We start from the raw sequence: 22,897 nt of genomic DNA on the forward strand, positions 1-22,897 counted from the left end.
CCATTTCATGTGTAAAATAAGGATAGCGTAACACTTCTTTTTCAAACGGACTTCCGGTCCGTTTTAAAAAATTATACGGACCAAAGGTCCGTTTGTCAAGGGTGTGAGAATATGAGCCATAATAAAGAACGGGCGGATGCGGTTCGCAATCGCCAAGCTATCCTCGATGCCGCCCTTGTGCTGTTCGCCGAAGCGAAGGACCCGGCCGCGCTGACGATGAGCGCGGTGGCGGCAGCGGCTGGGGTCGGTAAAGGGACGCTGTTTCGCCGGTTCGGTGACCGGGCCGGTCTGCTGCGGGCCGTCTTTGACGTCCAGGTGGAGCAGGTGGCGCAGGCTATCGCAACCGGTCCTTCTCCGCTCGGGCCAGATACCCCGCCAATGATACGGATTCCGGCGATCCTCCGCGCGATCGTCGATCTTAAGCTGGACAACCGCTCGCTTGCGCAGGCGGTCGAGGCGCTTGCCCCGGCAGCCAGCAGCAGTCCGTTTGTGTCGGAGCGCTACTCGTATATCGAAGACCTGCTGAAGCAGCAGCTGGCGGAGTTGCTGCCGCAATCCGAGGTGGTCTATACCGCACATGCGATGTTGGGGGGCGCACGCATGGATTTGTTAGACTACCTTAGCGCCCAGGAAGGACTAACCGACGAGGAGATTCGCCAAGGGCTCGACGCCTTTGTGCATCGCTTGCTTCGGGATGGTCCATAGATGATTGCAAAGTACGCCTACTCGCGTAAACGCAGCGAGTAGGCGTTTTGGTGTGCTCGGACCATCCACGTTTTTAGACTACCCGGATAATGGTAATATTAGATAAGGACGAAACTGTACAACCAAATTCAATCGTGTAGGTGATCTTATTGACGTTTATGATTATATCCATCATCATCCTGTTCATCGCCTCCAGTTATTTCTCGGGCAGTGAGACGGCCCTGACGGCCACCAACGAGATGAAGCTGCAGATGAAGGCGGCGGGTGGCGACAAGAAGGCGGCGCGCCTGCTGAAGCTGGTCAACAACACCGAGGAATTCATCCCGGGCATCCTGATCGCCAACAATGTCCCGAACATCGTGCTGCCGTCCATGGTGACGATCGTCGCCCTGGAGTTCGGCTGGTCGATCGGGGTCACGACGGCCATCCTGACTGTGCTCATCATCGTGTTCGCCGAGGTGCTGCCCAAGTCGATCGCGGCGGCGTTTCCCGAACGGATCTCTTATCTGGTCTATTATCCGACGCTGATTATCCTGATCCTCCTGAAGCCCTTCATCTTCCTGCTCAATCTGCTCACGAAGACGGTGATCCGGCTGCTGGGTCAGGACCCGGACAGTCATATCACGTTCTCCAAGGCGGAGATGCGGGCGATGGTCGATATTGCCCATACCGAGGGCACCTTCAAGCAGGACGAGATGTCCCGTCTGAAGTCGGTCATGGACTTCAAAACCCTAAATGTGGCCGACATGCTCAAGACGCACCGGGTCGAGATGAAGGCGATCGCCGTCGACACCACGTTCAAGGAAGCGCGTGCGTTTCTGGTAGCTAACCAATATACGCGTTACCCCGTCTATGAAGGGGATGTCGATCATATCATCGGCGTGTTCCACGCCAAGTTCATGTTCGTCTGGGCCGAAAATCCCGATCGAACGATTCGGGACTTCGCGGACACGGACCCGCTCTATGTGTATGAGTCGCAGTCGGTGGACGAGGTGTTCGCCCGTATGATGAAGCAAAAGCGCCACATGGCGGTCGTAATGGATGAGCATGGGGGGACGGAAGGTCTGATCACGCTGGAGGATCTGATCGAGACGATGATCGGGCAGGATATCGAGGACGAGATGGACGTCGGAGATGCGCTGATCTACAGCCAGACGGATACCCAGATCGTATGCAACACCAAGCTGTCCATCTATCGGCTCAACAATGTATTCCAGACGAACCTGCCGGCGGAGGACGACAATCTGGCCGCCTTTGTCATCAACCACCTGGGCTACCTGCCTAAAGCCGGCGAGACCTTCACCTATGACCAGCTGGTGTTCACTGTGCTGGAGGTCAATGACCGGCGGGTGAGCCGGGTGGAGATCGTGAAGCTGCCGGGGGAAGAGTAGGGGCAGCGGGGCTGGTCCGCAGCGGCCTCGAGAACCATCAAGGCAGGATGATAAGGGATCTCTTACAGACAAGGGATATTACCGGGCCGGCAGACGATACAGTGCTGCGGTTGCTTCCGCCATCTCCCGAATTTTCTCCGCTACGTTGGCCGGCTCGACCACGGTAACGTCCGGTCCGTAGCTGAGTATCATGCCGTAAAACCAGTGGTTGTCCGGGTAACTGGCATTCACCAGCAAGGAACCGTCCGGTGCCATCGTCACGTTGTCCGGTCCGAACGCTTCTTCGACGCGCACATGCACTCTTGGGTGGAACCGCAGCAGCAAACGGACGGACGGCCCCGTCTCCCGGTTCCCCCATTTGGCATCCAGTTCCTCCATCCGAACGCCGCGGCTTGCGAACTTCTCCAGGCGAACCCGGAGATCGCTGACCCGGGACAGGCGGAACGTTCGATAATCGTTCCGGAGCCGGCAATATCCGTACAAGTACCAGGCGTATGCCTTCCAGGCGATACCGATTGGCTCGACCTCTCGCGTTTCGTCGTTTCCTTCCGTATTCGTATACCGGAAGGAAACGACGAAACGCTGTTTTGCGGCCTCTCGAAGCGTGACAAGGATCGACTTATCCTTTATACCGCCACCGTGCCACAGGTTCGTGTCCATCATGAGCGTTTCGCCGGTGTCTTCCATCACTTTTTGTTCGGAGCGGGCCGTCAGTGCCTTCATCTTCGTCAGCAGGTCATCGATCTCCGCATCGTCCAGCGACGCTCGAATCCCCCTCAGAGCGATCAGAATCGACTGAAGGTCCTCAAAAGTGACGATTTGTCGCTCGATGCGGAATTGCTCCATGATCTCATAACCGCCGTCCGTACCTGTAAACGCGACGATGGGAATGCCTGCTTCATTGATCGTTTCCAAGTCGCGATAGATGGTCCGAAGCGATACCTCGAACTTATCCGCCATCGTTTGAGCGTTCACTCGGCGCCGGCTGAGTAACAACATCGTGATCCCAAGCAGACGTTGAATTTTCACCCTTTCACCTCCTACATCAACATTTTACCTCTCGAGAAACATATACTCAATTCCTCCCTGACAGACTGTTGTCAACAACGCTGCCTTATGATGGAGATACAAGACATCAGGAACGACCCGCAACCATCTAACTCTGAGGAGGAAACAACCTATGAACCCGAATGCATCTGCAACTACTACTAAAGCGGCAAACCCGCAAGGCATCCAATCGTTTCGCATAGAAACGCCGCAACACGCTCTCGACGCATTGAAACTTCGCTTGGAGGCGACGCACTGGCCTGACGAGCTGCCGGGAGCCGGTTGGCAATACGGCGTACCGCTTGATTTCATGAAGAAGATGACGGAGCATTGGCGCACGTCTTTCGATTGGCGGAAGCAGGAGGCTATGTTGAATTCTTTCCCGCAGTATACGACCGTGATCGATGGCGCGACTATTCACTTCTTCCATATCCTATCTCCGGAGAAGAATGCGACGCCGCTTTTGCTCCTGCACGGTTGGCCGGGATCGCCCGTAGAATTTCTCGATCTCATCGGTCCGTTGACCGATCCTGCCTCCTATGGCGGCGATGCGGCCGATGCGTTCCATCTTATCATCCCTTCACTCCCCGGCTTCGGTTTGTCTGGTCCCACGACGGATGCCGGTTGGACGTCTGGTCGGGCTGCCACAGCTTTTGCTGAGCTTATGATTCGGCTGGGTTACGAACGTTACGGTGTTCAGGGGGGCGACATGGGGGCGGTCATCGCGCCGGAGCTCGGCCGCATGGCAGAAGGGAGAGTTGTCGGCGTCCATGTAAACGCAGCTACAATGGGATTCATCCCGATGGGACAAGTCGATGAAGCGACACTTGGCGAACTGACGGATGCTGAGCGCGTTCGAATCGGGAGGCTGGGGCAATTCATGCAAGAACGGTTCGGATTTAACGCAATACAATCCCAGCGGCCGCAAACGCTGGCGTACGGACTGCACGATTCGCCCGCCGCCCTGTTGGCTTGGACGGCCGAGTTGTTCTACGGTTTCGGCGATTATCCGGATGCCGTAGACGCCGACCGGTTCCTGACGAACCTGATGTTGTACTGGTTGACCGGCACGGCGAACTCGTCGGCCCGCATGTACTATGCGAACGCGCATGATCCGTCCGTTTGGATGCCGAAGACGCCGTCTCAAACCCCGGTAGGTGTGGCAGTATTCCAGTCCTCGGACGTAGCGGTACGGAGATTCGCGGAGCCGGCCAACCGGATCGTCCGTTGGAGCGAATTCGAACGGGGCACCCATTTCGCAGCGATCGACGCGCCGGACGTGATGATTAGTGACATCCGCGGATTTTTCCGAAGTCTGACATCATGATTCAGCCATCCTCGGCGCAGCGAACCGGCCGCTATGATAGACAATGGATTACTCAACTTCGATTAAAGAACCAATCCATTCACCGTCTAGGGCAGCAAACGGCTTATGAAGTTGTTAGAAGTTTAGGTGCTGTCCAAGCGCAGGATTACTCACAGGCTTTATGGGCGATCGGTCTACGCATGCAGCACGCGAGAGCCGCCGAGGTTGAATGTGCCATTGCGGAGAAGCAGATCGTACTTACTTGGGCTTTACGGGGAACGCTGCATCTGGTGGCGGCAGAGGACGTGGACTGGATTATAAAGCTACTGACGCCCCGAATATTAGCAAAAAGCAAACCAAGGCTTAAGGCGTTGGAAATTGACTCCAGTTTGTTGTCGCGTTGCGAAGATTTGATATATCGTGCGTTGAAGGAAAATATGCGGATGACTCGTGCGGATCTAATGGGATTGTTAGAGGAGGCAGGAATCGTTACGGGCAAAGGACGCGGTTACCATTTGTTATGGTATTTGGCACAGATCGGCATGATTTGTATGGGGCCGGTAGAGGGGAAGCAGCAAACCTTCGTCCTGTTGGAGGATTGGCTGCCTCGTCGAAAGGGGGTGTCCGCGGAAGAAGCACTTAAGGAGCTGGCAGAGCGTTACTTCACGGGACATGGGCCGGCGACATTCCACGACTTTGCATGGTGGGCGGGGCTCACACTCACGGAAGCCAGGGCTGGAGTGGAGGCGGCAAAAGAGGCCCTTCATTCAGAGAAGATCGCAGGCGTGGAATATTGGATGGGCAAACATGAAATCAAAGGAGACGAAGAACAACCCCGCGTACAGTTGCTGCCTGGGTATGATGAATATTTGCTGGGTTACAAAGACAGGAGCGTCGTGTTAGGACCAAATCACGCTTCACTCGTCGTCCCAGGTAACAATGGCGTGTTTAAACCTATGCTGATTGTTGACGGCCAGATCGCAGGGACATGGAGGCGGACGATGACGAAAGACCGCATAGACATATCCATCCATTCATTCTCAGCTAACCAGGCTTGGTGCGCAGAAAGTCTGGAGCAGGCGACACAACGGTATTGTCATTTTGTCACACGGTGAATCATAACCATACATCTCATGGTGACACGATCACTTTGACCGACTTGTTCTGAAGGTTGTAGGAGCTCGGGTGTATTCGTGTAAGGGAAGGTTAGCCCAAAAGACAAACCTTCCTTTACCGAACACTGGGCGTGTCTTGCGATTCGCCTTCATCATCCTTTCGCTAGACTATCGCAGAGGAACACGCAGTCCCTGTTCAACGTTCCGACACAGGTGTCGCCGCCAGCTTGCCACCGCCGCTCACCTTGCCCCGCAGGATGAACTGGACGACCAGCATCTGCAAGGACAGCAGGACGGCCATCGTCAGGAAGAGCGCCGGGAACGGCACGCCCCACCCGACGGCGGTGGTCGCCAGGGCGCCGCCGATCGCGCCGGACATGAAGTTGCTCATGCTGAACACGCCCATCCCCGCGCCAAGCCGCTGGGCCGGCAGCAGCAGCGACACCAGCTTCGACATCGAAGACTGCACGAACACGAAGCCGATGTTGGGCATGATCAGCGCTAGAGTGATGACCCACGCGCCTGCCCAGGACAGTCCCGCCATCAGCAGGAAGCCGCTGATCATCAGGGTGGCGGCCATCAGCAGGACGGGGATGCTGCCGAAGCGGTCGGTCCATCGGCCGCCCAGTCGCCCCATGAACGCCGCTGCGATCGCCGCCGGGAACAGCACCATACCGATCCGATCGGCCCCGAATCCGAACATCGACTCCAGCATGAGCGGGACCAGCAGCATCATGCTGAAGGCGCTCATCGAGGAGAGGAACATCGCCAGGATGGCGAACCGGTAAGGACCTTCCGTGAACAGCGACAGCGCGAGGAACGGCTCCTTGACCCGTTGGCTGCGCAGGATGAACAAGAGGAGCAGCACGATGAAGATCGGGCCATAGATCACTGCCTGCGAGCTGCCGAGATTGGTAATCGTCAGCATCAGCATCGCTACCGCGCCTGCCAGCAGGCCCGCGCCGATCGTATCGATCGAGCCGGGTCTGCGCGCTTCGTCCGGCAAGGAGCGGCGCAGGAAAGGCAAGACAGCCAGCGTGCCCAGCGACAGCAGGAAGAGGTACTTCCAATGCATGGCCTCGGACACGAAGCCGCCGACGATCGGACCGATACCGGCCGACAGGGCGATGAACGAAGCGATCAGCCCCATCACGGCCCCGCGCCGCTCGGGCGCAAAGTAGCGGGCCGGGATCAGCATCGCCAGCGCCGGGATCGAGGAAGCGCCCGCCGACTGCACCAGCCGGCCGGTCAGCAGCCAGGCATAGCCCTCGGAGACGAAGCCGATGATCGAGCCGGCGCTGAACAGCACGATACCGATGGTCATCAGTCGTTTGAGCGGGAATAAGTCGGCAAGCTTGCCGTACATAAGCGAACCGATCGCGTACACCATCGCGTAGCCGGTGATGACCCAGCCAGCCAGTGCGGGCGAGATGCTCAGGTCGCTGGAGATGTCGGGCAGCGCGACGTTGAACACCGTCACGTTCATGACGGAGAAGAGCAGCAGGCAGCCGAGCAGATAGATGATGCCCTTGCCCGGCTGTATCGCAGCTTCGCCCGTCCCGGAAGCGGCCTGGACCGTACGTTGTTTTGGGGCGTCTTTCATATCAAGATATTCCTCCTTCTTTATGTACCTCGTCGCATACATTGCTCAGCATACGCTTCAGCAGGGACACGAGGAGTGCGTACTCCTCATCGCTCATACCTTGGCGGCTAATCCCGATCATGCCTTGCAGCTTGCCCTTCACCAGGGGCAAGACCTCTCGTCCTGCTTCCGTGAGGTACAGCTGATTGAACCGCTGATCCTCCTGCGACGGCACACGTTTCACATAGCCCTCGGCCTCCAGCTTGCTGACCGCCTTGGCCGTGGTCGTCTTGTCGATCAGCAGTTCCTCGCTGAGCGCCTTTTGCGTGATGCCTTCCCGCTCGGCGATCGTGATCAGGAAGATATACTGTCCGCTCCCGATCCGGTACGGCTTGAGCTCATCGGCGATCAGGATCTGCAGATGACGGTAGATTGCCCCGACATATTTACCCGCCGACTCTACCGCAGGTACACTGCCGGCATCCGATCTCCCCGCCTTACATTCGTTAAACTGATGCCCATCTTCTGTATGCATAGAATGCTCCTCCTCGGCGATGCTCCCCTCAAAACGTTCCACATGGAACATTTTTTAAATTCTAAGCGTATAAGTTTCACATTCATACTCAGCTTAGAATTCTATGGAATGAAACGCGCTGCACTCAGAGATTTGCGAAGCAAAACTGGCTTCGTAAGCACACGGCGACAGCCGTTTCACCTTGATAGCATGCTATTGCAACTAATTTTAAGCTTATCATACTGAAATTAGAATGTTATTGCAACTATTATTATTGCTGTTAACGAACATCGTTCTTTACGAACGGTGTTCGTTATGGTATAACTAAGTAAATCGAGTCCTTGCAACACCTATAAACTCGATACTAGTGAAGGAGTGGAACCGGATGACACATCCAACTGCAGCCTCAAAACGTATTGCGATTATAGGAGCGGGACCAGGGGGTCTGACCCTGGTCTTGCTTCTTCAACGTCATGGCTTTAGCCCGGTCATTTATGAGCGGGAGACTCAAGATACGCATCGGGATCAAGGCGGTTCTTTGGATATTCATGAGGATTTCGGACAGTTGGCGCTTAAAGAAGCGGGGCTGTATGAGGCTTTTCAAGCTTTGGCCCGGTATGAAGGAGAAGATTTCCGCATCTTGGACAAACACAAACATGTGCATTGGGATGAAGAAGCGGACCCGGAAGTGACGGGCGTCAGACCGGAGATTGACCGCGGGGAACTATGCGACCTGCTGCGCGGCGGGCTCGATAAAGACGTTATACGATACGGTTACAAGCTGCTCCATGCGGTTCCTTTGGGTACAGGGAGGACGGAGCTGCATTTTGAGAACGGCGAGGTTGATGCAGCAGATCTTCTGGTAGGCGCTGATGGAGCCTTCTCTCGTGTTCGCCCGCTGCTCTCGGATATTGAGCCCGAATATTCGGGTCTGTCTATGATTGAGCTCAATGTGATGAATGCCGCAGAGCAATATCCGGATCTGGCAGAGCAACAAACGGGGGAAAATGTTTGCTCTGGACGATCATAAGGGCATTCTGGGACAATGTAACGGAGATGGGCGGATCAAAGTATATGCCAGCTTTGCCGTCGGCCGTGAATGGCTGGATACCTGCGGCATTCGTTTCGAGCAACCGGAGGAAGTGAAGCGTCATCTGCTCGAGCTGTTCGAGGATTGGGACGATGAGCTCAAAAATTATATTCGTTACGCGGACGGTGCAATTGTGCCAAGACGAATCTACATGCTGCCGCTAGGCTTTCAATGGACGCACAATCCAGGGATTACCTTGATCGGCGATGCCGCCCATGTGATGTCGCCTTTTGCAGGGATCGGTGTCAATCTGGCTATGCTTGATGCGCTGACGCTCGCCATGTCCATCGCGCAGCACGAAGAGTTTGGTCCTGCCGTTAAGGCATACGAGCGCGAGATGTACCGCTATTCATCCCAGAGTGCGGAGGAATCCTACGCTAATTTGAAACTGTGCTTCTCTGCTGATGCGGCTGCGAAGCTGGCTGGTCTTATGGACAACTATCTGGAGGAGGCAGAGCGTGAATCTTAAGTTGGAGGAAGTGAGAGAGGATGACCAATGGCAAACGCCCCGTTGTAAGCCGCAGAACCCGGCCCGCCAAAGCGCCATTAAGCCATGAAGAGATCGTAAAAACCGCCTACGCCCTGATTAAGAATGAGGGCCTGTCTGGCATGACCATGCGCAAGATCGCCCAAGCGCTGGACACAGGACCCTCTTCGTTATATGTCTATGTCAAGAATGCCCAGGAATTAAATGCGTATGTCATGGACTACGCGCTCGGGCAGCTCCAGCTGCCTCCGCTTGAAGAAGCCTCCTGGAAAACTCGGCTGTTCGGCGCGTTGGAGGCCTATGCCACCTTACTGCAAGAGCATCCGGGACTCGCCGAATTGGCATTGATTACGATTCCCGCCGGGGAGAATTCGCTAAGGCTGACCGAATACCTGTTAGCGGCATTGCATGAGGCAGGCATTGTCTCCCGGTCGGCGGCATGGGGGGTAGACATGTTTATGTTCTACGTGTCGTCCTTCCTCTTCGAGAAAACAGCATCAGAAGCCCGCGGCTCCATGCCTATGCCGCTCATCAGAGACGCCTACACGTCCGCAGATCCCGGCTCCTTCCCGCATATCGCCAGTCTGCAGAAGGAAATGTTCTCAGGGGATATCCCATCCAGGGAGCGGCTGCGCTGGGGACTTGAAGTCGTTCTTCAGGGACTGATGAAGGTAACGCAGGCTTAGCAAGCAAGGGACTAAGCCACTCGGAATAGAGAGAACCGGCTGGCCCCCGCCATACTGGCAGGGGCCAGCCGGTTAATCATCATACACGACTACTTGGCTGTCAAAAGACTTTCGGAGACTGGCCTTCCAGAGATACGGGTCGTTGTACGTATCGGAGGCGGGGTCGAGCTGGAACACGTTGTCGTTCAGTACGGCAGGCAGCGAGGTCCACAGCGCATTATCGTAGACGATCGTAGAATCGCTGGTGTCTCCCGACCATGGGCAGATTGTATGTATTCGGTCATAATTTCGGCCGGCGCGAAGAGATCATCTATGACGAGCTTGAGCTCCAGGCGCCGCCCAAGGCGATGGAAGAAGCGATCAACAGCGGCGCCGGCTGGGCGTCCATCTCGTTGGAGATGCTGCCGGAATATACCCTGTGAGGATGGATAAATAACGAAGCCGAACCGGAAGCAAGGCCACCCCTGACAGGATGGCCTTGGAAGGAGTTGAAGTCTTCTGGCGGGGACACCGCTAGGCGAGGGTGCCTACATAGGCTTCCAACTGATCAAAGGTGCCCTTGAAGCCATCCTGCATGGAATCGAACATACCCTCAAAAAACCTTGTCTCTTCGTCAGATGCATGGACCGGCACACTGTGCAAGGTTATGTTGGTGACACCGTTCTCCTCGCTAAAGGTGAGTGTATTTTGGATCTCAAGCGGAATTAAATCACTGAACGGAGCTCGGACAATGTTGCCGGCCTCGTCCGAGAAACTGTTGACCCAGACAATCTTTTCAGGAGCTTCAATTTCGTGATACACGAACTTACCCCACATATGACTGCCGTCAGCCGATTGCATCTTATAGTGAAAAAAGCCGCCGGGACGGAAATCCAACCGGGTGTGGCTTAATTCAAATCCTTTCGGTCCCCACCACTGCTCCAGATGTTCAATCTCCGACCAGGTTTGGAACACAAGCTCGCGCGGCGCATGAAGAACACGGGTGATTACAAGCTCTTTGCCTTCTGGTTTCAATGTCATTTCCATTCCTCCGTTTTCAGGTTATTGGGTTTCTGGTTTAAATATACCCCAAAAAGAATATTCCTGTAAAGGAATATTTAAATTTTTCCTTGAGCATGGCCGTTCAAATATCGTTCGCCGCAAGCCTCAGCTCGTGCTAGAATAATACCATTGAATCTCATCATACACTAATGGAGGCGCTTATATATGAGTGAACAGAGCATCCACGGAAGGCTACTTCGGGGAATTCGGAGGCAGCTTCGTACCGCCGGAGCTGCAGGAGGTGCTGGATTACCTGACCGCGCAGTTCAACACGTTCAAGGATGACCCGGTGTTCCAGGAAGAGCTCGCCTATTACCTGCGGGACTATGTAGGGCGCCAGAGCCCGCTGACCTATGCAGAGCGGCTGACGACGGCCTGGGGCGGACCGAAGATCTACCTGAAGCGGGAGGATCTTAACCACACCGGCGCGCACAAGATCAACAACGCGATCGGTCAGATCCTGCTGGCCAAGCGGATGGGCGCGAAGCGGATCATCGCCGAGACGGGCGCTGGGCAGCATGGTGTAGCGACAGCTACGGCATGTGCCATGTTCAACATGGAGTGCGTCATCTACATGGGGGCCGAAGATACGCGCCGCCAGGCGCTCAACGTGTTCCGGATGGAGCTGCTGGGCGCGACGGTCGTGCCGGTAGACAAGGGTCAAGGCCGTCTGAAGGACGCCGTTGATGAGGCGCTGGGCGATCTGGTCCGCAACTACAAGAACACCTTCTACCTGCTCGGTTCGGCCGTTGGTCCGCATCCGTTCCCGACGATGGTCAAGCACTTCCAGGCTGTTATCAGCGAGGAGTCGAAGCGCCAGATCCTGGAGAAGGAAGGCCGTCTGCCGGACGCTGTGGTTGCCTGCGCAGGCGGCGGCAGCAATGCGATCGGCGCATTCGCTCATTTCATCGACGAACCAAGCGTGCGGCTGATCGGAGTCGAGCCTGACCAGGCGCCTACCCTGACCGAAGGCGTGCCGGGGACGATCCATGGCTTCAAATGTCTGGTGCTCTTGGACGAAGAGGGCGAGCCGCGCAAGACCTACTCCATCGCCGCCGGTCTGGACTACCCGGGCATCGGACCGGAGCATAGCCACCTGAAGGTGACCGGCAGAGCCGAGTATGCGACGGTGACCAACGAAGAGGTGCTGGAGGCGTTCCAGGAATTGTCCCGCATGGAGGGGATCATCCCGGCGCTGGAGAGCGCCCATGCGGTAGCCCATGCCAAGAAACTGTCAGAGACGATGGGAGCGGATCAGCTCCTCATCGTCAACCTGTCGGGCAGAGGCGACAAGGATGTCGAGCAGGTCTACCATATGCTCCGCGCATAAGCCTCCCGGCAAGCGGGGATGTACCGGAGCGGAACGCCACGCTGTGTCACGGCAGCTGCGGTCGTCCATCCAGCCCAAGAGCCCCACGGATCTGATCCATGGGGCTCTTGGCGTAGGGACTTCTGGACAGCGGCTAAGGATAGCCAGACCCGCTCCAGGTCCGCTCTAGAAGGTGTTCCAGATGACCGTCTCGTGAACCGGATAACGGGCGGAGGGCCGGGCTGGCAGAGCGGCCTTGCCGATCGCGACCAGCATGACCGGAATATAACGGGGAGGCACGCCGAACGCTTCGACGAATTGGGCGGCGTCGAAGCCGCCCATCGGGCAGGAATCAAGCCCCGTCGCCTTTGCAGCGAGCATGAGCTGCATCGCGGCCAGCGAAGCATTGCGGATCGCCTCGTCCCGTGGGACGGACGGTTCATTCGCATAGGCGAATTCGATCTGACCGACCAGACTTGACTTGATGTCCTCCGCCATCATTCCGGCCTGTACGAGAGGACCATAGACGGTTTCGGCATTGAGATTCGCCTGGAGATCCCCGAGGATCGCGATGACGGCGGACGCTTCGACGACCTGCCTTTGGCCGTAAGCGATCGGCAGCAGCTTCTCTTTGGCCTCTAGCTCCGTTATCGCGAGGAATTTCCAGTGCTGCAGGTTCCATGCCGACGGCGCCAGGCTGGCCATCTCCAGAAGACTCAGGATTTCCTGTTGGCTCAGATGATGCGTCGGGTCATAATGCTTCACGGAATGACGATTTCGGATGACCGTGTGAATATCCAGTGACACAGCGTCTGTCTTGTTTGACATGGTAAGATCACTCCTGAATTTAGTATTAACTGCTTGCATCCCCATACACCCTGGTTGTGGCCGCCGGCTGCACGGGTCGCACTCGGCTGAACCGATTGGCTCCGATGACCCCGGCGATGATCAGCACTGAGCCGAGGATCTGATAGAACGTGATCTCTTCCCCGAGGAACAGAGCTCCCGCCGCTATGGAGACGATCGTCGAGAGGTTGGCGAACACGCTCATGCGCGAGGCTTCCATCTTGGATAATATATAGGTGGCGGTGAGCGCGGTAACGAGTGACGAGATGACCCCCAGGAACAGGATGGAGACGATAAACGTCCAGCTGGCGAGCGGCTCGGCCAGCTGCGGCAGCGTCCCCTTAATCGCATGGCTGGCAAGAGAGATAACGAGGAAGACGGCAAACCCGATCCCCAACATCAAAAAAGTGAGCTCCGCGGGGCTAAAGTGCTTGGTCAAGGAACGGGCCAGCACACTATAGCCGGCAAAAGCGACACAGGTCAGCAGCAGCAGGGAGATCCCCGTCAGATTGGACCAGTCCATCCCCCCACCCTTCATCCAGAAGATGAATACCACCCCGAAGACCGACAGCGCGATCGACAGCTTCTGCAGGATCGTGGTTGTCTCCTTGAGAAATACGGAGGCAAGAATCATCGTCACGACGGGAGTGAAGGCATACAGGATGCCGCCTTCCGCCGAGCTGGCGTGCTGCAGACCATACGCTTGAAGCGTAAAGAACCCCAGCGGGTACATCATCGCGAGCAGTAGCGCCTTTAGCAAGGGCTTGCCGCGGTACGATAGTTTGAGCCAGCCGAGAGCGGCCGGGACAGAGATCGCCAGGAACGAAGCTGCAAAGCGGAAGGTCAGGGTATCAAGCGGGCTTGCGAAAGCAAGCGCCGTCTTGGCGAACAAAAAGGAGAACCCGATGATGACGGCGTTAAGTACGGCGAATCCATAGGCAAGTTTCAGTCCGGATGGGCTCAAGATATGCATCATTCCTTAACATAAGATCTGGAGAGGGTTCGCGAACGTCTCAACCGGTATGTCTAAGATAAAACGAAACAGGGAGGTGAACAAGGACGGATTCTCCGAATTGTATCGATACAGTTGCCGGGAGGGTGTATACTAAACGGAAAAGATGCGCAGTGGGACACCCAGGTGAACAGGAGGCGTCATGAAGAAGTATGATGTGATCATGGTCGATATTGAACAAAGGATCCGGGACGGGCGGCTCATCCCCGGCCAAAAGCTGCCCTCTGTCCGCGATGCCGCCGCGTCGTTCGGATGTAGTGCCGGCACCGTCGTACGGGCCTATGGCGAGCTGGAGAGGCGTCATGTCCTCTACTCGATGCCGCAAAGCGGCTTTTACGTGGTCGACAGACTGGGAGACGGACGGGACGACAGGGAAGAGAGCGTGATTGATTTTGCTACCGTGCTGCCGGATCGCGATGCGTTTCCCTATATGGACTTCCAGCATTGTCTGAACAAGGCCATCGATATTTACAAGCACGACTTGTTTACGTATGGAGATCTGATGGGACTGGCATCTTTGCGGCATACGCTCGTCTCCCATCTCGCCGGGGACCAGGTATTTGCCAAGGCCGGGCAGATCGTCGTCACCAGCGGGGCGCAGAAGTCGCTGGAGATCCTGGCGCGCATGCCGTTCCCGAACGGCAAAGGGGCGGTGCTGGTCGAGCAGCCGAGCTACGGTCTGTACCTGCGTTTCCTGGAGAGGGCAGGCATCCCGGTATCCGGTATCGCGCGTACAGCGGTGGGGATCGATCTGAAGGAGCTGGAGAGGTGCTTCCGAAGCGGCGAGTTCAAATACTTCTACACGATGCCGAGGTATCATAATCCGCTTGGCACTTCGTATAACGCAGAGACTCGGAAGAGGATCGTCAGGCTGGCGGATAAGTACGACGTATATATTGTAGAGGACGACTATATGGGTGATCTCGGCAACGACCGGCAGTTCGACCCGATCTATGCCCATGACCTGAGTGCGCACGTCATCTACGTCAAGAGCTTCTCCAAGATCATCTTTCCCGGCCTGAGACTGGGGGTGGCTGTACTGCCGGAGCACTTGCTCCCTGCCTTTCGCGCTCACCAGGGGTACCCCGACACCTCCTTGTTGTCCCAGGCCGCGCTGGAGGTGTATATCAAGAACGGCATGTACGAGCGGCACAAGCACAAGATTTGCCAGTTGTACGCCTCACGCATGCAAGCGTTGAACGAAGCGGTCGAGCGGTACAATACAGCCGGGCTTGTAGAGACGTCTGAGGTGAGCTCGGGCATTTTCATCCAGTTCAAGGTACAGCAGTCCGTCAATATGGACCAGCTGATCAAGCGGTTGTCGGCGCGCGGCGTCCGCGTCGTAGCCGGACAGACCTCCTATCTGACGGGTTATCGCGAACGGGAGAAATTTCTGAGAATCAGCATTTCGCAGACGTCGCCAGACCGGATCGTCGAGGGAGTCCGGGTGGTGTTGGAGGAAGTTGCGAGAGGGAGCCGGGGGCAGTTTCGTTCCGCCGGAGCTGCAGAGGCACCGGACCATCTGTCCGGACAATCGTCCTAGGGATGCCGATCCAGAAGGTTGTTGACGCAGGCGGGCCGGCGGATGGTTCTATCAGAAGAGAGGGGATGCGTACATGAGTAAACCAGCGGTGTTCAGTATTGTGGGGGGCGGGGGCTTCAGGGCGCAGTATTTTTTGCGGATCGCGAGGGCACTCCCGGACCAATTTCGGATCGGCGGGATGGTAGTTCGTGACGAGACCAAGGGCAGGGCGATGGAGGGAAAATGGGGTGTGTGCACGTATCGTACGCTGGAGCAGCTGCTGGCCAGTGAAGATCCGGACTTCGTCGTCCTGTCGGTGCCGGCGGCGGCTTCTTTATCTTATATGGAAGCGTTGGCTGACCGGGATATCCCCGTGCTTACCGAAACTCCGCCGGCGGCCGACCTGGATGCGCTGCTGCAGGTTCATGAACGCCTGACAAGCCGGGGAGCGCGGATCCAGGTTGCCGAGCAGTACCCGTATTACCCGGCACAGATCGCCCGCCAGGCGATGATCGCCACCGGTCAGCTGGGCAGCGTCGACCAGGTGACCGTGTCGATCTCCCATCTCTATCATGCCGTCAGCCTGATGCGCGCCATGCTGGGCATCGGGTTCGAGGATGTTGAGATCCGGGGCATGCGCTACACCTCCGAGTGGGTGGCCGGACCGGGCCGGAGCGGCCCGCCCACGGAGGATGTCTTGGTCCCCGCCACCCGCGATCTGGCGTGGCTCGATTTTGGCGGCAAGCTGGGCATCTATGACTTCACAGCGAACCAGCACCGCTCGTGGACCCGGTCCAATCACATCTCGATCCGGGGGCAGCGCGGGGAGATCTGGGACGACCGGATTCGCCTGCAGACTCCTGCCTGCACCGAGCTGCAGCTCGACCTCAGACGCGTCAATAAAGGCGAGTACGAAAATGCCGAAGGCTACTTCCTCAAAGGCATCCTGGCGGGGGAGAGCTGGGTGTACGAAAACCCATTTGCCCCGGCAAGGCTGTACGACGATGAGCTGGCCATCGCGACCTGCCTGAGCAAAATGGCTGCGTATGCCGCTGGCGGTCCTGCATTTTACGGGTTGCTAGACGCCTCTCAGGATACCTATATCGGTCTGTTGATCGCCGAGGCCATCCGCACGGGCGAGACGATCCGGTCGACGCGTCAGCCTTGGGCGGATACCAATAGATAAGGCGGCGTATCCCCTTCCTGACGATGAAAGGTTAGGGAGCCGCGCTGGACCAGATAAGTCAAGGTATAACTGCCGCGCTCGGAACCCTTCTGCCATGACTCCGAGAAGGTGACAAGATAGACTTTATTTAAATGTTTTCCTGGAGATTCCTCGGCCCGCGTTCGCCTGACCACCGAGTAACCGTCGATCTCTCCCCGCCATACGCCCTCTTGCTTCGGAAAACGGTCAATTTCGGTTCCTTCCCCGGCTGTAGCGAACGCGACGGCTGCTGCTTTCGTGAACGGCGGCAGCGGCGGGGGCTCGGGCGTGGTGGCGTCCAGGTAGACCAAAGTAGCAGTACATACCAGTACCGGCAGCAGCCAGATCCGCTTGATGCCCTGCCCCCGCGCGAGCCGCCGCTGCGTCCAGCGATCCGCGAGCGCGTAGAGGGAGGCGGCGAACACACCGCAGAGGACGAACGCCGGGAACTTGAAGACGAGTCCCGGAAAGATTCCGAATAAACCATGAATCGCTACATAGAGGGTGTCCCGAGTCAGACGCTCCCGAGGGTTGGGCTGACCAGGCAGCTGAGCAGCCTGCTCGGTTAGTCCATCCTGAAGCAGATCATCCCGGATGCCGGCTATTCGTCGCTGCATCTCCCGCTCCAGTCGGTAAGCTATTGAGTCGATCAGAAGCGAGATCGGTGTGCCGTAGAGCACGCAGAAGGCACCAATATACAGGCTCGTAAGGAACGTATAGGACAAGATGTCGAGTACGATCGTATGACTGAAATAGAGTGAACTGCCAGACAGCGCAATCGCCAGCGCGACAGAGCTGATCATGGTAGCGGCGTAGATGGCGGTCACCTTGCGGACGAACAGATCGATGGCTGCATTATTCATGTACAGTTCCTCTCCTTCCCGGATCGTGATAACTATTGCTAGCATACCGGGTTTGAGGGCGCAGGGGCAGGACTAACTTTTGTAGTACCCCTGTGGTCCATCAACCGACGTGAGAGGTCGTCAAGCGCACTACACGTTGCTTTCCGCGCGCAACTCCCACCGCGCGGCGGCCGGCGGCATGACGGCGGTCGGGACGACCACGTCTGAGGGGCATCTTTGGCCACTTCAACGATGAGGAGTCCCGCCCGACCGCTCGGCTGACCGGCAAGCTCGGCTATTGCGGGCATCCGTTCCGGCTGGGGAACAAAGCCAACACCCCGGCACACTACCCGAGCCAGGAGGAAACTTCCAACTTACGATAATATCATCAAATTCGTGTCGTACGATAGGGCAAGGGTTTCTCTTCGGAGAAACCCGGGTTGCCCACATTGTGAATAAAACAGGCTTCTCACGTATGTTGTGAGAAGCCTGTTTTATTAAGTGTTGCGTAGTTCACTTAGCATCTGATTCAGTTTTTTGTCAAAAGTAAAAACAGTATGTCCATCAACGATGTTCATGCTTTTCCTGCACACCTTTCTCCCATGCCTCTTGTTCAAACTGGATAAGATCTGGATTGGCAAATTGTTTTAATGAACCTTTCGCTGTAGGCATACCAGGTGTTTGGGATTTATGCGTACTTGAATCTCCAAGGGGGAGTATAATTAATTCAACGTCTGTATTACGAAGGCTTTCTGGAAGATCGACGATATGCTTAAGAGCATCGCTGTTTGTTACTTTTCTAACAAAATTCATGTTCATCACCTTCCTTAGAATAAGTATAACGAATTTTGAATGAACTCACAATTGCCATTCTCACTTTAGGTTCCAGTTGCTATAGAGACTTCTCATGAGTTCACCGAACTTTTGTACGGCTTCTTTCTTCATTGTTTTTGTTACGTGGAGGTATACTTGCGTTGTAATCGTGTCCTCTTTATGTCTAGTCTTTCCATAATCTCATGAATGCCGACTCAAGCCTCAGCCAGCAACGAGGTATGCGTGTGACGCAAAGAGTGAGGGGTTAATGTCTCGTTCAAGCCAGCGAGCTATAGCCCATATCCTCGATAACGCTTGAGACCGGCAAGTTCCAGGCCTTCCTGGACACGCTGGCGTCGTACCGGAATCAAGTGGAGGTTCTCTCCATTAGTGAGTGGTATGATGCGCTGGCCGGATAGTGCTTGTAGCAAAAAGAATGTTCGCCCCAGATTGCGGGAGAACATTCTTTTTTTCATTGATTAGGGGATTAGGGAACTATGACTTTCGTCTCTTGTAGATAAGTTGTGCTCCCGGATGGGTTGGATGCCGCGCTCCATAACCAGGGGTAAAAAGTTACTCGAATCCGACCAAATGGCGGAAATCCGCCTAACCAGGGGTAAAAAGTTACTTGAACTCGACCGAATGGCGAGAGTTCGCCCAACGAGGGGTAAAAAGTTACTTGAATCCGATCGAATGGCGGAAGTTCGTCCAACAAGGGGTAAAAAGTTACTCGAATCCGTCCGAATGGTTGATCCGATCAGGTGTCGGAGGTTGTCCCGATAGCGGCATTGTGTCCGCACTCCTAGCCAATCTGCGTTAGCAGGTTTTGTTCAATTCGTAAGAAAGTATAAGTTTCACATTCATACTCAGCTTAGAATTCTATGGAATGAAACGCGCTGCACCGCCAAAGACGGCGACAGCCGTTTCACCTTGCTTTAAACGACTGCCGGGTATCCGGTCCGCTGCAGCGCACTTTTCTTCCCTTACAGCGCCGCCACTGGGCGTCCGGTCCGCAGTAGCGCACTTTTCTTCCCTTGCAGCGCCGCCACGGGGTATCCGGTCCGCAGTAGCGCACTTTTCTTCCCTTGCAGCGCCGCCACGGGGTATCCGGTCCGCTGCAGCGCACTTTTCTTCCCTTACAGCGCCGCCACGGGGTATCCGGTCCGCTGCAGCGCACTTTTCTTCCCTTACAGCGCCGCCACTGGGCGTCCGGTCCGCTGCAGCGCACTTTTCTTCCCTTACAGCGCCGCCACGGGGTATCCGGTCCGCTGCAGCGCACTTTTCTTCCCTTACAGCGCCGCCACGGGGCGTCCGGTCCGCAGTAGCGCACTTTTCTTCCCTTGCAGCGCCGCCACGGGGTATCCGGTCCGCAGTAGCGCACTTTTCTTCCCTTACAGCGCCGCCACTGGGCGTCCGGTCCGCTGCAGCGCACTTTTCTTCCCTTACAGCGCCGCCACTGGGCGTCCGGTCCGCAGTAGCGCACTTTTCTTCCCTTGCAGCGCCGCCACTGGGCGTCCGGTCCGCAGTAGCGCACTTTTCTTCCCTTGCAGCGCCGCCACTGGGCGTCCGGTCCGCAGTAGCGCACTTTTCTTCCCTTACAGCGCCGCCACTGGGCGTCCGGTCCGCAGTAGCGCATTTTCTTCCCTTGCAGCGCGGCCCTCCCGCATCACGGTTCAAGCCACCCGCTGCAGTCCGGGCTTACTGAGGCCCGGCCAGATCGACAGCCCGCAGCAGTACAACACCGGCTTCCGCGAAGGTGACCGGTGCCGCCGGATCGAATACCTGGCCGCTGCGTCCCTGCAGGATGCCCAGGTCGTGCAAGGCGTACACGCTGTCTCTCGCCCAGGCCGGCAGCGCCCTGTCGTCGGCGAAGCGCTGCGTTCGCGGCGCGCCACCATCCGGCAGCTGCAGGGCCCGGGCCAGCATGGCGGCCAATTGGGCGCGCGTGACGGGGCCTTACGGACGAAAGCTGCCGTCCTCGAACCCGCCCGCGATGCCGGCAGCCGCCACTGCCGCGATGGCTTGCTGCTGAGCGGGGCTAAGACCGCGCACATCGCCGAACGGCACGGCGCCTGGGGACGGCGCGATGTCCAGCGCGCGCACCAGCAGCTGCACCAGGGTGGCCCTGCTGATCGGCGCGTCGGGGTCGAAGGACCGGCCGGCTGCCGGGCCGTCCCAGATCTGCCGCTCGATCGCCCGCTGCAGATCTGGCTTCGCCCAGTGCGGCGGGATCGCCGCGTACAGCCGCTGCAGTCGGGTGCGCTCGTCGCAGACGCCTTGCTCCAACTCCAGCTCGCACATGTCGGAGCGCAGCTGGGATACCTTCACATCATCGTACCAGATGTAAGAGTCGCGCTCCGGCGCGTACTCCCGTGTACCGCCTCCATAGAACGTGGCAAAGTACGCTGTATCCACCTTGTCGGCGTTGTTCACGAAGCGCAGGCCCGTCACTTTGGCCGCTGCCTGGCCGTTGTACCAGACCTCGATCTCGCCGTCAGGCTGAGCCTGGCCGTTCGTCACGGTGTTAACCTTGAGACGCTGGATGACGTGGAACCACTCGCCTCGGGGATAGTGGACCGGCTCCCCGCTGGAATCCGCAAGGTACACCACATCGCCGTATTGGCCAGGATTGTCCATGGAGTAATAATAGACGGCGGCCTGCCCGGCTTCCCGCCAGAGGAGGCGAGAGCTGAACCCGTTGTCGCCCGTGCAGGTCTGACCGCCGGAGCAGGCGGCGCCGCCCGCAAGCCCGATCCCCAGCTTGCCTTCTGACCGCCTGGTGCCCCAACTGAAATCCTCGCTGAACCGCGCCCAAAACGAGACATAATATTCATCGGCCGGCGTCAGCTGGAAAGGAGCCAGATACCCCGATTCGGCAGGACTGTACTGGCCTATGGGGTAGTAAATCTTTAGCGACTTGTCACCGCTGCGGCTGATCCCGTCGTCGATCCGGCTGCGCTCGTCCCCCAGCACCCACGGGGTGACCCAATCGGCCTCCGCCCAGTCCTCCAGATGGTAGGGCTGTCCGGACGTCCCCGACTCGAACGATTGCTCCAGCAGCGCAGCCGCCGCGGACGCGCCGCCCAGCGCCAGCAGGCTGCCTAACATAAGACCCAGCGTAATCTTCTTCATGCTTATGCTCCTACTTTTGTATTGTAAAATGTGTAACCAAGCTTACCTATATTTATCGGCAAACCAGGTCTACTCAATGACCATCTCCTTCACCGTCTCACCTTCAACGAGGACAGGCTGGTAGTAGTTGGCCGCCGGCAGATCCTTCTTGCCTTGCAAGGTTTTAATCACCCAGTCTGCGGCATCGCGGCCCATCTGTTCCTGCGGATGCGTCAGCGTGGTGAGCTGGATGGGAGCCGTCTTGGCGAGATAGGAGTTGTCCTGACCGATGATGGACAGCTCGTCCGGGATGGAGATCTCCAGCCTGCGGCAGGCATGCACGACCTCCAGCCCCACCTCGTCGTTGTAACACACGATAGCTGTCAATACGTCCCGGTTTTCTCGCAGAAAGGTGTCCAGATTGGCCGCCAACGCAGGCTTCGAGGCTGTATCAAATGACAGCACCTGCTCCGGGTGGAAACCGATCTTGGCTTCGCCCAACGCCTTGATATATCCCTTCATGCGATACTTGCCCTGCAAGTCATCCATTTTGGCGATCAGACCGATCTGCGTATGCCCTTTGGCGGTCAGCTCCCGCGTCGCCAGATAGCTCGACCGCACATCATCTAGACAGAAGAACGGCACCTCCAGCTCTTCATAGAAAGCATTGATCATGGTGAAGGGTATGTCCTGCTCTTTAAACGATAAGTAGTAAGCAATATTCGGATTGTACAAATTGCTTTTAGTGGGCTCCACGATGAGTCCATCCACACCGTAGGACATCATCATCTCCAGCGCTTTTTTCTCTTGGGCGACATCATTGTTCGTGCTGGCCAGTAGCAGGGAATAGTTGTCTTCGTTCAGCCGGCTTTCGATGCCGCGGATGATGGAGGGAAAGATGTAATCCGAGATGTAGGTTGTGATGACGCCGATTGTCCTGTTGGCGCTACTTGCGCTGGACCGGGTGCGGTATTGTTTGCTGACGTAGGTCCCCGATCCCTTCTCGCTGCGCAGGAATCCTTCGTTCGACAGCTCCAGGATCGCTTTGCGCACGGTCTGCCGGCTGACGTTGTAGCTCTCCTGCAGGGCGTATTCGGTCGGGATCTGCTGGCCGATGGCGTACGTTCCCGAGAGGATCCGGCTTTTTATATCATCGATGATGACTTGATACTTGGGCTTCACATCATCCACTTCTTTCACTTGTAGGTATAACTAGTATACATCATTGACAAATGTACGTACAAAAAATATACTTAGGCTGACACTTAAAGGAA

General features: G+C 56.9%; 21 protein-coding genes and 2 pseudogenes. 10 read left to right on the forward strand and 13 right to left on the reverse strand.

The features are described from left to right. Positions 1 to 111: 111 nt before the first annotated feature. Together ABC336_RS15505 and ABC336_RS15510 are read left to right on the forward strand one after the other, a co-directional pair. A complete protein-coding gene (locus ABC336_RS15505) occupies positions 112 to 705 on the forward strand; it encodes a TetR/AcrR family transcriptional regulator (RefSeq protein WP_413239487.1) in 594 nt (197 codons plus the stop codon). Between the two features lie 158 nt (positions 706 to 863). Beyond that, positions 864 to 2,096, forward strand: coding sequence for a hemolysin family protein (locus tag ABC336_RS15510; RefSeq protein ID WP_413239488.1), 1,233 nt, complete (start codon positions 864 to 866; stop codon positions 2,094 to 2,096). Between the two features lie 78 nt (positions 2,097 to 2,174). Here ABC336_RS15510 and ABC336_RS15515 read toward each other — a convergent pair whose 3' ends face one another. Further along, positions 2,175 to 3,125, reverse strand: coding sequence for a helix-turn-helix transcriptional regulator (locus ABC336_RS15515; protein WP_413239489.1), 951 nt, complete (start codon positions 3,123 to 3,125; stop codon positions 2,175 to 2,177). A gap of 151 nt (positions 3,126 to 3,276) precedes the next feature. On the opposite strand from ABC336_RS15515, the gene ABC336_RS15520 reads away from it, so the two are divergent. After that, the gene (locus ABC336_RS15520) at positions 3,277 to 4,470 is read left to right on the forward strand and encodes an epoxide hydrolase family protein (RefSeq protein ID WP_413239490.1); all 1,194 of its coding nucleotides are present in this window, start codon (positions 3,277 to 3,279) and stop codon (positions 4,468 to 4,470) included. Next, positions 4,467 to 5,564: a winged helix DNA-binding domain-containing protein gene (locus ABC336_RS15525; protein ID WP_413239491.1), complete on the forward strand. Its 1,098-nt coding sequence runs from the start codon at positions 4,467 to 4,469 to the stop codon at positions 5,562 to 5,564. Before ABC336_RS15520 ends, ABC336_RS15525 begins: the two co-directional genes overlap by 4 nt. Positions 5,565 to 5,760: 196 nt before the next feature. On the opposite strand, the gene ABC336_RS15530 is transcribed toward ABC336_RS15525, so the two are convergent. After that, the gene (locus tag ABC336_RS15530; protein WP_413239492.1) at positions 5,761 to 7,167 is read right to left on the reverse strand and encodes an MFS transporter; all 1,407 of its coding nucleotides are present in this window, start codon (positions 7,165 to 7,167) and stop codon (positions 5,761 to 5,763) included. Between the two features lies 1 nt (position 7,168). Further along, positions 7,169 to 7,681, reverse strand: coding sequence for a MarR family winged helix-turn-helix transcriptional regulator (locus ABC336_RS15535; RefSeq protein ID WP_413239493.1), 513 nt, complete (start codon positions 7,679 to 7,681; stop codon positions 7,169 to 7,171). Between the two features lie 364 nt (positions 7,682 to 8,045). On the opposite strand from ABC336_RS15535, the pseudogene ABC336_RS15540 reads away from it, so the two are divergent. The 3 genes and pseudogenes from ABC336_RS15540 (at position 8,046) to ABC336_RS15550 (ending at position 10,345) form a co-directional block, all read left to right on the forward strand. Then, a pseudogene (locus tag ABC336_RS15540) lies at positions 8,046 to 9,219 on the forward strand (FAD-dependent oxidoreductase). A 20-nt stretch (positions 9,220 to 9,239) separates the two neighbouring features. Continuing rightward, the gene (locus ABC336_RS15545; protein ID WP_413239494.1) at positions 9,240 to 9,923 is read left to right on the forward strand and encodes a TetR/AcrR family transcriptional regulator; all 684 of its coding nucleotides are present in this window, start codon (positions 9,240 to 9,242) and stop codon (positions 9,921 to 9,923) included. A gap of 257 nt (positions 9,924 to 10,180) precedes the next feature. Next, positions 10,181 to 10,345 (forward strand): hypothetical protein, encoded by a 165-nt coding sequence (locus ABC336_RS15550; RefSeq protein WP_413239495.1) that lies wholly within the window; start codon positions 10,181 to 10,183, stop codon positions 10,343 to 10,345. Between the two features lie 91 nt (positions 10,346 to 10,436). Here the strand turns inward: ABC336_RS15550 and ABC336_RS15555 are convergent, their stop codons facing one another. Then, complete coding sequence (locus ABC336_RS15555; protein ID WP_413239496.1) at positions 10,437 to 10,943, reverse strand: SRPBCC domain-containing protein; 507 nt, start codon at positions 10,941 to 10,943, stop codon at positions 10,437 to 10,439. A gap of 190 nt (positions 10,944 to 11,133) precedes the next feature. Here ABC336_RS15555 and trpB point away from each other — a divergent pair, with 190 nt between their 5' ends. Then, complete coding sequence (gene trpB / locus ABC336_RS15560) at positions 11,134 to 12,294, forward strand: tryptophan synthase subunit beta (RefSeq protein WP_413239497.1); 1,161 nt, start codon at positions 11,134 to 11,136, stop codon at positions 12,292 to 12,294. Positions 12,295 to 12,459: 165 nt separating this feature from the next. Here the strand turns inward: trpB and ABC336_RS15565 are convergent, their stop codons facing one another. After that, complete coding sequence (locus tag ABC336_RS15565; RefSeq protein ID WP_413239498.1) at positions 12,460 to 13,101, reverse strand: nitroreductase family protein; 642 nt, start codon at positions 13,099 to 13,101, stop codon at positions 12,460 to 12,462. Positions 13,102 to 13,126: 25 nt separating this feature from the next. Continuing rightward, entirely contained in the window at positions 13,127 to 14,083 is a 957-nt protein-coding gene (locus ABC336_RS15570; protein ID WP_413239499.1) for a DMT family transporter, read from the reverse strand. Between the two features lie 190 nt (positions 14,084 to 14,273). Between ABC336_RS15570 and ABC336_RS15575 the strand changes: the two genes are divergently transcribed. Both ABC336_RS15575 and ABC336_RS15580 read left to right on the forward strand, forming a co-directional pair. Then, positions 14,274 to 15,674, forward strand: coding sequence for an aminotransferase-like domain-containing protein (locus ABC336_RS15575; RefSeq protein WP_413239500.1), 1,401 nt, complete (start codon positions 14,274 to 14,276; stop codon positions 15,672 to 15,674). 73 nt (positions 15,675 to 15,747) lie between these two features. Next, on the forward strand, positions 15,748 to 16,839 hold the full coding sequence (locus ABC336_RS15580; protein WP_413239501.1) for a Gfo/Idh/MocA family protein: 1,092 nt from the start codon (positions 15,748 to 15,750) through the stop codon (positions 16,837 to 16,839). Here ABC336_RS15580 and ABC336_RS15585 read toward each other — a convergent pair. The 7 genes and pseudogenes from ABC336_RS15585 to ABC336_RS15615 form a co-directional block, all read right to left on the reverse strand. Next, positions 16,812 to 17,720: a hypothetical protein gene (locus ABC336_RS15585; RefSeq protein ID WP_413239502.1), complete on the reverse strand. Its 909-nt coding sequence runs from the start codon at positions 17,718 to 17,720 to the stop codon at positions 16,812 to 16,814. The genes ABC336_RS15580 and ABC336_RS15585 overlap by 28 nt on opposite strands. Before the next feature lie 543 nt (positions 17,721 to 18,263). Continuing rightward, positions 18,264 to 18,512, reverse strand: coding sequence for a hypothetical protein (locus ABC336_RS15590; RefSeq protein ID WP_413239503.1), 249 nt, complete (start codon positions 18,510 to 18,512; stop codon positions 18,264 to 18,266). A gap of 60 nt (positions 18,513 to 18,572) precedes the next feature. Further along, a pseudogene (locus ABC336_RS15595) lies at positions 18,573 to 18,802 on the reverse strand (tyrosine-type recombinase/integrase); the annotation flags it as partial. A 589-nt stretch (positions 18,803 to 19,391) separates the two neighbouring features. Continuing rightward, positions 19,392 to 20,189, reverse strand: coding sequence for a hypothetical protein (locus ABC336_RS15600; RefSeq protein WP_413239504.1), 798 nt, complete (start codon positions 20,187 to 20,189; stop codon positions 19,392 to 19,394). A gap of 21 nt (positions 20,190 to 20,210) precedes the next feature. Continuing rightward, on the reverse strand, positions 20,211 to 20,438 hold the full coding sequence (locus ABC336_RS15605; protein ID WP_413242531.1) for an S-layer homology domain-containing protein: 228 nt from the start codon (positions 20,436 to 20,438) through the stop codon (positions 20,211 to 20,213). Between the two features lie 30 nt (positions 20,439 to 20,468). Then, a complete protein-coding gene (locus ABC336_RS15610) occupies positions 20,469 to 21,644 on the reverse strand; it encodes a polysaccharide lyase (RefSeq protein ID WP_413239505.1) in 1,176 nt (391 codons plus the stop codon). Between the two features lie 69 nt (positions 21,645 to 21,713). Continuing rightward, positions 21,714 to 22,805 (reverse strand): GntR family transcriptional regulator, encoded by a 1,092-nt coding sequence (locus ABC336_RS15615; protein ID WP_413239506.1) that lies wholly within the window; start codon positions 22,803 to 22,805, stop codon positions 21,714 to 21,716. Positions 22,806 to 22,897 lie beyond the last annotated feature (92 nt).

Source organism: Paenibacillus jepli, from assembly GCF_047238105.1.
Classification (GTDB): Bacteria; Bacillota; Bacilli; order Paenibacillales; family Paenibacillaceae; genus Paenibacillus_D.